General features: G+C 68.5%; 1 protein-coding gene. It reads right to left on the bottom strand.

Annotation, left to right across the window (positions count from 1 at the left end; all coding sequences use genetic code 11):
- A partial coding sequence (locus ACFOLC_RS16155; RefSeq protein ID WP_386760293.1) for a DDE-type integrase/transposase/recombinase occupies positions 1 to 587 on the bottom strand: 587 nt, incomplete at both ends.

Genomic DNA, 587 nt, shown 5'->3' with positions numbered 1-587 from the left:
CTCTCAATGAAGCCGTTCTGCTGCGGCTTGCCGGGCGCGATGTAATGCCAGCCGACGCCCATATCGTCTGCCCAGGCGAGGATCGCGTTCGAGGTGAACTCCGTGCCGTGGTCGGAAACGATCATGTCCGGCTTGCCGCGACGGCTGATCAGATCGGTCAGCTCACGGGCCACCCGACGACCGGAGATCGACGTGTCGGGGATGGCGCCCAGGCATTCGCGGGTCACGTCGTCGACGATGTTGAGCACGCGGAACCGCCGCCCGCAGGCAAACTGGTCGTGCACGAAGTCCAGCGACCAACGCGCGTTCGGCCTCGCCTCGACCAGGATCGGCGCCCGCGTGCCCACCGCGCGTCGCCGCGCCCGGCGCTTGCGCACTGTCAGCCCCTCCTCGCGGTAGAGCCGATAGATGCGGTTGATCCCTGATGGCTCGCCCTCGCGCCGCAGCAGGATGAACAGGCGCCGATAGCCGAAACGCCGGCGCTCGTTGGCGAGATCGCGCAGCCGGCCGCGCAGTTCGGTCTCCGGCGCCCGGCACGACTGGTAGCGGATCATCGTGCGATCGGCACCGACGATGGAACAGGCCCG

Origin of the sequence: Lysobacter cavernae, assembly GCF_042648505.1 — a bacterium.
GTDB classification, from domain to species: domain Bacteria; phylum Pseudomonadota; class Gammaproteobacteria; order Xanthomonadales; family Xanthomonadaceae; genus Lysobacter_L; species Lysobacter_L cavernae.
This window is presented reverse-complemented; position numbering and strand designations above follow the sequence as displayed.